2 protein-coding genes are annotated in these 10,945 nt (G+C 74.9%); one reads left to right on the top strand and one right to left on the bottom strand.

The genetic code is table 11. The annotated features are described in order from the left end of the window. The coding region (locus AB0E62_RS19160) for an SDR family NAD(P)-dependent oxidoreductase (protein WP_362194581.1) at positions 1-8,891 on the bottom strand (8,891 nt) is incomplete at its 3' end. An 841-nt stretch (positions 8,892-9,732) separates the two neighbouring features. Here AB0E62_RS19160 and AB0E62_RS19155 point away from each other — a divergent pair. Further along, positions 9,733-10,902, top strand: coding sequence for a cytochrome P450 (locus AB0E62_RS19155; protein ID WP_362194578.1), 1,170 nt, complete (start codon positions 9,733-9,735; stop codon positions 10,900-10,902). Positions 10,903-10,945 lie beyond the last annotated feature (43 nt).

Here is a 10,945-nt window from a genome sequence, read left to right as displayed (position 1 = left end):
CACTGCGCACCCTGCCCCGGGAACACGAACACCGACCGGCCCAGCGGACGGGCGGTCCCCGTGACCAGACCCGGCGCCGGCCGGCCCTCCGCCAGGGCGTCCAGGGCCTCTGCGGTGCCCACCACCACCGCCCGGTGCTCGAACACGGTGCGGGCGGCCAGCGCTCCCCCGACCGCCGCCGGGCTCACCTCGGGATGTGCGGCGGTGAAGGCGGCCAGCCGGCGCGCCTGCTCCCGCAACGCCGCACCCGACCTGGCCGACAGCGGCCAGAGGACCTGGTCGTCCGCGTGCCCCCGGGAGGAGGGTGCGGCGGAGTCGGCCTCGGCGGGCTGTTCGAGGATCACATGGGCGTTGGTACCGCTGATGCCGAAGGCGGAGACGGCGGCCCGCCGTGGCCGCCCGGTCCCGGGCCAGGCGACCGGTTCGGTGAGCAGGCGGACCGCGCCGGAGGCCCAGTCGACGTGCGGGGTGGGCGCGTCCACGTGCAGGGTCCGCGGCAGCTCGCCGTGGAGCATCGCCATGACCATCTTGATCAGGCCGGCCGCGCCGGCCGCCGCCTGGGTGTGGCCGATGTTCGACTTCACCGACCCCAGCCACAACGGCTCGTCCCGTCCCTGACCGTAGGTCGCCAGGAGGGCCTGGGCCTCGATGGGGTCGCCGAGCGTCGTCCCCGTGCCGTGCGCCTCCACCGCGTCCACCTCGGACGGCTCCAGCCCGGCCTGGGCGAGGGCCTGACGGATGACCCGCTCCTGGGAGGGGCCGTTGGGCGCGGTCAGGCCGTTGGAGGCGCCGTCCTGGTTGGTGGCGGAGCCCCGGACGACCGCCAGCACCTCGTGGCCGTTGCGGCGGGCGTCGGACAGGCGTTCCAGCAGCAGCAGACCGGCGCCCTCGGCCCAGCCCGCCCCGTCGGCCGCGGCGGCGAAGGACTTGCTGCGGCCGTCGGGCGCGCTCGCCCCCTGCCGGGACATCTCGGTGAACAGCGTGGGTGCCGCGTTGACGGTGACGCCGCCGGCCAGGGCGAAGGAGCATTCGCCCGAGCGCAGCGCCTGGGCGGCCAGGTGCAGGGCCACCAGGGACGACGAGCAGCCGGTGTCCAGGGACAGTGCCGGGCCGAGCAGGCCCAGCTGGTACGCCAGCCGGCCGGACCCCACGCTCGACGCGGTGCCGGTGACCTGGTAGCCCTCCAGGTCGTCGGGGACCGGCCCGGTGGCGTAACCGGTGGACCAGATGCCGGTGAACACGCCGGTGGGTGTGCCCTCCAGCGTGGTCGGGTCGATACCGGCGTGCTCGATGGTCTCCCACGCGGTCTCCAGCAGGATGCGCTGCTGCGGGTCCATGGCGAGCGCCTCGCGGGGGGAGATCCCGAAGAACGCCGCGTCGAAGTCGCCGGCGGCGTCGAGGAAGCCGCCCCGGGACGTGCTCGACGTGCGGGGCCGGGTTCCCGTGGGGTCGTAGAGGCGGTCGATGTCCCATCCCCGGTCGGCCGGGAAGTCGCCGACCGCGTCCACGCCGTCCGCGACCAGCCGCCACAGGTCCTCGGGGGTGTCGACGCCGCCGGGGTAGCGGCAGCCCATGCCGATGACGGCGATCGGCTCGTCCGTCGCGGCCGGGGCCCGCGGCGCGTCCCGCTCGCCGGACTCGCCGGACAGGTGGGCGGCCAGCCGTGCCGGGGTGGGGTGGTCGAAGACGAGGGTGGCGGGCAGTCTCACCCCGAGCGCGGCGGTCAGGCGGTTGCGCAGTTCGACCGCGGTCAGCGAGTCGAAGCCCAGGTCTTTGAACGCCTGCCGGGGGTCGAGCCGTTCGGGGCCGGCGTGTCCCAGCACCCCGGCGACATGGGTGGTGATCAGCTCCAGCAGGTCGGTGCCGCCGGCGGGGGGCGTGGGTCTGGGGGCCGGCGGCCGGCTGTGGGTCTCGGGCAGGTCCCGCAGCAGCCGGCTGGGCCGCGCGTGGGTGTAGGCGCGGGCGAACTGTGCCCAGTCCGCCTCGGTGACGACCGCGAGGGTCTCGTCGTGGTCGAGGACGTCCTGCAGCGCGTCGAGCGCCCGGTCCGGGTCCAGTTCGCCGAGGCCGAGCAGGGTGCGCTGGTGCTGCACGGACTCCAGGTCCGCCATGCCGCCTTCGGCCCAGATGCCCCACGCGACGGAGGTCGTGGCACGGCCCTGGGCGCGGTGCTGGAGGGCCAGGGCGTCGAGGAAGGCGTTGCCGGCGGCGTAGGCCGCGCCGTGGCCGTCGCCCCACACGCCCGCGGTGGAGGAGAACAGGACGAAGGCGTCGAGGTCCGGCAGGAGTTCCGCCAGGTTCGCCGCCCCGGCGACCTTGGCCGCGACGACCTCGGCGAACTCCGCCGGTGTCGTGCCGGCCAGCCTGGTCGCCCTGATCACGCCGGCGGTGTGGAAGACCGCGCGGATGTCGCCGACGTGTTCGACGAGGTCCCGCAGGGCGTCCCGGTCCGTCACGTCGCACGCCGCCACCGTCACCCGCGCCCCGGCCGCCTCCAGTTCGTCGCGCAGGCCGGCCGCGCCGGGTGCGTCGGGGCCGCGGCGGGCGGCCAGCACGATGTGCTCCGCGCCCTGCCGGGCGAGGCGGCGGGCCAGATGTCCGCCGAGCGCGCCGGTGCCGCCGGTGACCAGGACCGTGCCCCGCGGCTGCCAGGGCCGCGCGGCCGGGCCCGAGGGGGCCTTGCGGCGCAGCCGCTTGGCGAAGCGCCGGGTGCCGCGGATCGCCACCTGGTCCTCGCCGGTGCCGGCGAGCACGACGAGCAGCGCGTTCACGCTCTCCTCGTCGGGCACGGCGGGAAGGTCGACCAGGCCGCCCCAGCCGTGCGGGAACTCCAGCGCCGCGGAGGCGCCGGTGCCCCACGCCAGGGCCTGGGCCGGGCTGGTGACCGGGTCGGTGCCCGAGGTGCTCACGGCGCCGCTGGTCGCGCACCACAGCGGGGCACCCGGTGTCCGCTCCGGGTCCAGGGCGCGGACCAGGTCCAGGGCGCGGACCAGGTCCAGGGTGCGGACCAGGCCCGCCGGGAGCACCGGGTGGTCGGGGTGCGGCTCCTCGTCCAGCGCCAGCAGCGACAGCACACCGTCCCACCCGGGCCGGGCGTCCGGGGTGCCGGCCGCGTCCCGGGTGCCGGCCACCGTGAAGCCCCGTGCGCGCAGGGCCTGGGCCCACGGGTGCCCGGTCGGGGCCAGGACGAGCCAGCGAGCCGGGTCCACCGGGGGCGCGGTGCCGCTCACCGGCGCCCATGCCACCTTGTACCGCCCGTCGTGGCGGGGCACCGGAGGGGTCGCGGTCACCCAGTAGGGCTCGCGCTGGAAGGCGTACGTGGGCAGGTCCGCCCCGGGTGCGGTGCGGGGCAGGACCGGAGTCCAGTCGACGTCAGCCCCGGCGGCGTAGAGGCGTCCCGCCGCGGCGAGGAACTCGGTGAGGCCGCCGTGGTCGCGGCGCAGTGTCCCGGTGGCGGCGGCATCCAGCGCGGGCACCAGTACCGGGTGCGGGCTGACCTCCAGGAACAGGTCGTGGCCGTCGGCGGCGAGCCGGGCGGTGGCCAGGTCGAACCGTACGGGCTCGCGCAGGTTGCGGTACCAGTAGCCGGCGTCGAGGTCCAGGGTGTCGGCCGGCTCGCCGGTGACCGTGGAGTAGAACGGGACCTCCGCCGAGCGGGGCGTGATGTCGGCCAGGTCGGTGAGCAGTCGCTCGCGGATCGCCTCGACCTGCGCGGAGTGGGCGGCGTAGTCGACGGGCAGGCGGCGGGCGCGGATGCCATCGGCCTCGCAGGCGGCCAGCAGTTCGTCCAGCACGTCGGGGCCGCCGGAGACCACGACCGCCGCGGGCCCGTTCACCACGGCGGTGGTCAGCCGCTCGTCCCAGCGGGCCAGGTAGCCGGCGGCCTGTTCGGCGGACAGCGCGAGGGACACCATGCCGCCCCGGCCGGCGATGGCGGCCAGTGCCCTGGACCGTAACGCCACGACCTTGGCGGCGTCCGGCAGCGACAGCGCGCCGGCGACGTACGCGGCGGCGATCTCCGCCTGGGAGTGGCCGACCACGGCGTCCGGCCGCACGCCGTAGGACCGCCACAGGTCGGCCAGTGCCACCATGACGGCGAACAGGGCCGGCTGCACCACGTCGACGCGGTCCAGCGAGCCGTGGCGCAGTTCGTCGACCAGCGACCAGTCGGTGTGCGGGGCCAGGGCGGCGGCGCAGGCGTCGATGCCGGCGCGGAAGACGTCGGACTGCTCGTACAGGTCACGGCCCATGCCCGCCCACTGCGCCCCCTGTCCGGGGAAGACGAACACGGTCCCGCCGGTACGGGCCGGCAGGCCCGGCAGTCCCGACGGGAGCGCGGCCAGGCCGGACAGCAGGTCGTCCCGGTCGGCGCCGACCACCGCGGCCCGGTGCGCGAACCGGGTGCGGGCGGCCAGTGCGCGGCTGATCGCGGCGGCCGGGACGTCGGGGTGGGCGGTCGCGTACGCGTGCAGCCGCCCGGCCTGGGCGCGCAGCGCGGCGTCGGTCTTCGCGGACAGCAGCCAGGCGGTGGGGGCGGCCCGGCCGGCGGGTTCGGGAAGGCGGCCGGGGTCCGGGTCGGGGGACTGCTCGACGATCAGGTGGGCGTTGGTGCCGCTGATGCCGAAGGCCGAGATGCCGGCGCGGCGCGGGTGCTCGTGCTCCGGCCACGGCCGGGCCTCGGTGAGCAGCCGGACGCCGCCCGAGGCCCAGTCGACGTGCGGGGTGGGCGCGTCCACGTGGAGGGTGCGCGGCAGTTCACCGTGTCGCATCGCCATGACCATCTTGATCAGGCCCGCGACGCCGGCGGCGGCCTGGGTGTGGCCGATGTTGGACTTCACCGACCCCAGCCACAGCGGCTCGTCCCGGTCCTGACCGTAGGCGGTCAGCAGGGCGTGGGCCTCGATGGGGTCGCCGAGGGTGGTGCCGGTGCCGTGGGCCTCGACGGCGTCCACGTCGGACGGCTCCAGCCCGGCGTTCGCCAGCGCCTGGCGGATGACGCGTTCCTGGGAGGGGCCGTTGGGCGCGGTCAGGCCGTTGGACGCGCCGTCCTGGTTGACCGCGCTGCCCGCGACGACCGCCAGCACCCGGTGGCCGTTGCGGCGGGCGTCGGAGAGGCGTTCCAGCAGCACCAGGCCGGTGCCCTCGGCCCAGCTGGTGCCGTCGGCCGCGGCGGCGAAGGGCTTGCTGCGGCCGTCCGCCGCGAGGCCGTGCTGGCGGGAGAACTCGGTGAAGCCCAGCGGTGTCGCCATGATGGTGACACCGCCGGCGAGCGCCAGCGAGCACTCGCCCGCGCGCAGGGCCTGGGCGGCCAGGTGGACGGCGACCAGGGACGACGAGCAGGCGGTGTCCACGGACAGCGCCGGACCGCGCAGCCCGAGGTGGTAGGCGACCCGGCCGGACGTGACGCTGGTCGCGACGCCGGTGAACAGGTAGCCCTCCAGGTCCTCCGGCAGGCCCGGGCCGGTCGCGTAGCCGGACGACCAGACGCCGGTGAACACGCCGGTGTGGCTGCCGCGCAGCGAGGCCGGGTCGATCCCGGCGTGCTCGAAGGTCTCCCAGGCCGTCTCCAGCACGAGCCGCTGCTGCGGGTCCATGGCGAGCGCCTCGCGGGGCGAGATGCCGAAGAACGGAGCGTCGAAGCCGGCCACCGCCTCCAGGAATCCGCCCCGGGTGGTGTACGTGGTGCCCGCGCCGCGCAGGTCCGGGTCGTACAGGCCGCCCAGGTCCCAGCCGCGGTCGTCCGGGAAGTCACCGATCGCGTCCGTGCCGTCCGCGACGAGCCGCCACAGGTCGTCCGGCGAGGCCACCCCGCCGGGGAAGCGGCAGCCCATCCCCACGATGACGACCGGGTCGTCGTGGGCGGCCGGGGCGGCGGGGGCCGGCCGGTCGCCGGGGCCGGTGCGCAGCCAGTCGATCAGCTCCGCGGGGGTCGGGTGGTCGAAGACGAGACCGGAGGGGAGCTGCCGGTCCAGGGCGCCGGCCAGGCGGTTGCGCAGTTCGAGCCCGGTGACCGAGTCGAAACCGAGGTCCTTGAAGGTGAGCGCGGGATCGATGTCCGCGGGGTCCTCGTGGCCCAGCACGAGCGCGATCTGCGCGGTGACCACGGCGGCCGCGTCGACCGTGCCGCCCGGCTCGTCGTCGCCCGTGTCCGTGCCGCCCGCGCCGACCGTGCCGCCCGACTCGGGACCGCCCGGCTCCGTGCCGCCCGCCCCGGTGTCGCGGGTCTCCGGGCCGCCGTCCGGGCGGCCGGGCGCGGCGCTCCGCGCCGCGTGCGTCCCCGGGCCGGCCGGATTCCGTCCGCTCTGCCCCGCTGTCGCCGAGGGCAGCCAGTACGAGCGGCGCTGGAAGGCGTACGTGGGCAGGTCGACCGGCGCGGCCTCGGCGACGGCCGGGGACCAGTCGACCGGCACGCCGGCCACGAACAGCCGGGACAGCGCGGTCAGGAAGACGTCCGGCCCGCCCCGGTCACGGCCCAGCGTGCCGGTGGCGACGCCGGTCACGCCGGTCCGCTCGCGGGCCTGTTCCAGGGTCTGTTCGAGGGCGGGCAGCAGCACCGGGTGCGGGCTGACCTCGACCACGACACCGTGCCCGTCCGCCAGCAGGGCGGCGGCGGCCAGGTCGAACCGGACCGGCTCGCGCAGGTTGCGGTACCAGTAGCCGGCGTCGAGCCGCGTGGTGTCCTCGAGGAGGCCGCCGGTGACCGCGGAGTAGTACGGGACGGTGCCCTGCCGGGGCCGCACACCGGCCAGTTCGGTGCGCAGCCGCTCGCGGATCGCCTCGACGTGCGCGGAGTGGGAGGCGTAGTCCACCGGGACGACGCGTGCGCGCACACCGTCCGCCGCGCAGGACTCGACCAGTTCGGACAGGGCCTGTGTGTCGCCGGACACCACGACCGAGCCGGTGGTGTTGACCACGGCGACCGTCAGCGCGCCGTCCCAGCGCGACACGTAGTCCTCGGCCCGCTCGGCGGACAGGGCCACGGACACCATGCCGCCACGGCCGGTCAGCGCCGCCAGCGCGCGGCTGCGCAGTGCCACGATCCGGGCCGCGTCGGACAGCGGCAGCGCGCCCGCGACGTATGCCGCGGCGATCTCGCCCTGCGAGTGCCCGGCCACCGCGTCGGGCTCGACGCCGAAGGAGCGCCACAGTGCCGCCAGGGACACCATCACCGCGAACAGGGCGGGCTGCACGACGTCCACGCGGTCGAGCGGGGCGCCGTCCAGGACGTCGGCCAGGGACCAGTCGGTGTACGGCGCCAGGGCCTGGGCGCACTCGTCCATGGCGGCCCGGAAGACGGGGTACGCGGCGTACAGTTCCCGGCCCATGCCGGCCCACTGCGCGCCCTGGCCGGGGAACACGAAGACGGTACGGCCCGGGGTGCCGGCCCGGCCGGCGGCGACCTGGGCGGAGTCGAGCAGGACGGCTCGGTGCGCGAAGCGGGTTCTGGTGGTGGCCAGGGCGTGCGCGATCTCGGCGCCGGTCAGGTCCGGGTGGCTGCGCACGTGTGCGTGCAGCCGCTCGACCTGCGCCCGTAGCGCCTGTCTGGTCCGCGCCGTGACGATCCACGGCGCCGGCCGGGCCTCGGGGGCGGGCCGGCGGACCGGCGCAGCGACGGGAGCGGGCGGCTGCTCGACTATCACGTGCGCGTTGGTGCCGCCCATCCCGAACGACGACACGCCGGCGAGCAGGGGCGCGTCCGGCCGCGGCCAGGGGGTCAGGGCGGTCTGGACCCGCAGCGCCAGTGCGTCGAGAGGGATGCGGGGGTTGGGGGTTTCGTAGTTCAGGCTCGGCGGCAGTGCGCGGTGGTACACGCTGAGGACGGCCTTGAGCAGTCCGACGATGCCCGCGGCGCCTTCCAGGTGGCCGACGTTCGTCTTGGCGGATCCGACCCGCAGGGCGCTGCCGGCGTCGCCCACGGCGCCGCCGGATCCGGCCGGGGCGCGGTAGGCCGCCGCGACGGCGGCGGCCTCGACGGGGTCGCCGACGGCGGTGCCGGTGCCGTGCAGCTCCACGTACTGCACGTCCGCGGGACGCACGCCGGCGCGGGCCAGTGCCTCGCGGATGACCTGTTCCTGGGCCTGCGCGCTGGGCACGGTCAGGCTCTGTGTGGCGCCGTCGTTGTTGACCGCGCTGCCCCGGATGACACCGTAGACGCGGTTCCCGTCGGCCAGGGCCCGGTCCAGCGGTTTCAGGACGAGGAAGGCGCCGCCCTCGCCGCGGACGAAGCCGTTGGCCCGGGCGTCGAAGGTGAAGCAGCGGTCGTCCGGGGACAGGCCGCCGAACTCCGCCGCTCCCTCCTCGCGGGCGGTGGTCAGGTTGAGGTTCACCCCGCCGGCCAGGGCGAGCGCCGACTCGCCGCGGCGCAGGCTCTCGACCGCCAGATGCACCGCGACCAGCGCCGACGACTGGGCCGTGTCGACCGTCATGCTCGGTCCGCGCACACCGAGGAAGTGCGAGACGCGGTTCGCGATGACGCCCCGGTTGGTGCCGGTCAGCGTGTGCGGCGTGAGGGGACCGGAGTGGGCCAGGGATGTGTAGTCCTCCCACATAGAGCCGACGAACACCCCTGTCGGGCCGCCCGTCAGCGTGCCCGGCACGATCCGGGCGTCCTCCAGTGCCTCCCAGGCGAGTTCGAGCATGAGCCGCTGCTGCGGGTCCATGCCTGCGGCCTCACGGGGGGACACACCGAAGAACGCCGCGTCGAAGCCGTCCACCCGGTCCAGGTAGCCGCCGTGCCGTACGCCCTGCCGGCCCACGGGCGGCGCGGTGATCGCGTCGGTCCCGTCGCACAGCAGTCGCCAGAACGCCTCCGGATCCGGGGCTTTCGGCAACCTGCCCGCCAGTCCGATGACAGCGACACGATCAGCGTCCGGATCCAGGGGGAAGCGCATCACATCGACACCTCGTGAGCCGGGGAACGAAGGAAGGCGGGGTGCTTCCGCAGCAGTCCCCACGGTGCGGCCCCGGCCGCGCGAGCGACCGGATGATCGTGTGCGTGGGCAGCCCGGCGACCGGTCGTGTCCGAACCCGGACTCGACCGCGCTTCGGGCGCCTGGAGCAGTGGAGCGGTCCTCGAAAGCGACAGCGTTGGCGATCTTTGAGGAAGATGCACTTGGTGCGCTGAGCGTAGGGGCCGAGGCGATGATCGCCTCGCTGCGCAGACGAGCATGGCAGCAACATCACGCCATCGCCATAGGCCAGCCCAAGGCTGTCTGAAACGCAGCACATCACAACGTCATATGCCTGCACGACAACGGCACCGTGGCGAAATCTGTCCCATGCCCGATGAAAGGGCGTCGTTTTCCGGGGACGGCCCGTCGCGGTGTCCGCCGGCGGATCCGCCGGTGAACCCGCCGGTGAGGTCACGGAAGTTCGTCCACGCCCTGACCCGCCCTGACCGGGCCGGGTTGACGGGCAGCGTCGACGCCGCCGGTGGCAACACCCTAGAATCGCCATTCGCACGCGCACGGAAGAACGTCCTGGACCGTCATCCGGCCGCCCGGGACGGCCTCCGCGCGGCGATCACCACCCGGGGCGAGCGAACCGGCCACCGGCGCCGCCGACGGCTCCGGCCGAACCGTTCGACCCCCATCGACTTCGAGACGATCGCGAAGCGCCACCGCCCCCGGCGGCCCGGATTCCAGCTGTCACCGATCCATGTGCCGGTCCCGGCCGTTCGCGCCCGGCACCCGATGCCGCCCGGCCCCGGTGACCACCAGTCAGGAGGAAGCGATGCACGCCACGTTCCCCTTCACCACACCACACCACCTCGACAACGAGCCCGCGGCCGAGGCTCTGCTCGCACAGGCCCCGGTCGTCCGGGCGACGGCGGGCGCGGCAGATGTCTGGCTCGCCCTTTCCTACCGGGCGGTGCGCCAGGTGCTGAGCGACAGCCGGTTCAGCCGGGAGGCGGCCACGCTTCCGGGCAGCCCGCTGAAACTGTCCGTCGCCGCCGACCCGCTCCTGGTCTCCAGCCAGGACGGCGAGCGCCACGCCCGTCTGCGCAAGCTGATGTCGCAGGCGTTCAGCCCGCGCATGGTCGACCGGCTCGAACCACGCGTGCAGTCCGTCGTGGACTCCTTGCTCGACTCCCTCGAACCCACCGCGGATCTTGTGGCAGGTCTCTGCGCTCCGCTGCCGTTGATGGTCATCTGCGAGCTGCTCGGCGTGCCCTACTCCGAGGCGGCGGCCATCCGCAGGTGGACCAGGCGGCTGTTCGTCACGGACATCACTCCGGACGAACTGCGGGCCGCACAGGGCGAGATGCAGGACTGGCTCGCCGATCTGGTGCGTCAGAAGCGGGCGCGGCCGGACGACGGACTGATCTCGGCGATGGTCGCGGCCAATGACGAGGGCGACCACCTCACCGAACCCGAGCTGCTGGCCAACCTCGAGGGTCTGCTGATCGCCGGCCACGAGACGACCGTCAACCAGCTGGGCAACTCGTTGCTGACCCTGCTGCGCCACCCGGACCAGCTCGCGCTGCTGCGGTCGTCACCGGACCTGATCGGGCCGGCGGTCGACGAACTACTGCGCTACAGCAGGCTTTTCACCTCGGCCGAGGTCCGGGTCACGACCGAGCCCGTCACCCTGGAGGGCGTCGGACTGGAGGCGGGCGCACCGGTGTTGCCGGTCATCGTCGCGGCCAACCGCGACCCCGGCGTGTACCCGGATCCCGGCCGCTTCGACATCACGCGCGAAGGACCGGCAGCGCACCTCGCCTTCGGGCACGGGCCGCACTTCTGCCTCGGCGCGATATTGGCCCGCCGGGAGATGCGGGTGGCGATCGGGTCCGTGGTGAAACGCTTTCCGGGACTGCGCCTCGCCGTCGACGAGTCCGAGCTGACCTACGTGCCGGAACTCGTCTTCCGCGGCCTCCAGGCGCTGCCGGTCACTTGGTGATCCGTGGTCTACGGAACCAGCTCTGTTCCGGCTCTGGAGTGAG

It is taken from the genome of Streptomyces sp. NPDC038707 (assembly GCF_040636485.1).
In the GTDB taxonomy this organism is placed as follows: domain Bacteria; phylum Actinomycetota; class Actinomycetes; order Streptomycetales; family Streptomycetaceae; genus Streptomyces.
The sequence above is the reverse complement of the archived record's forward strand: the minus strand, read 5'-3'. Positions and strand labels throughout refer to the sequence as shown.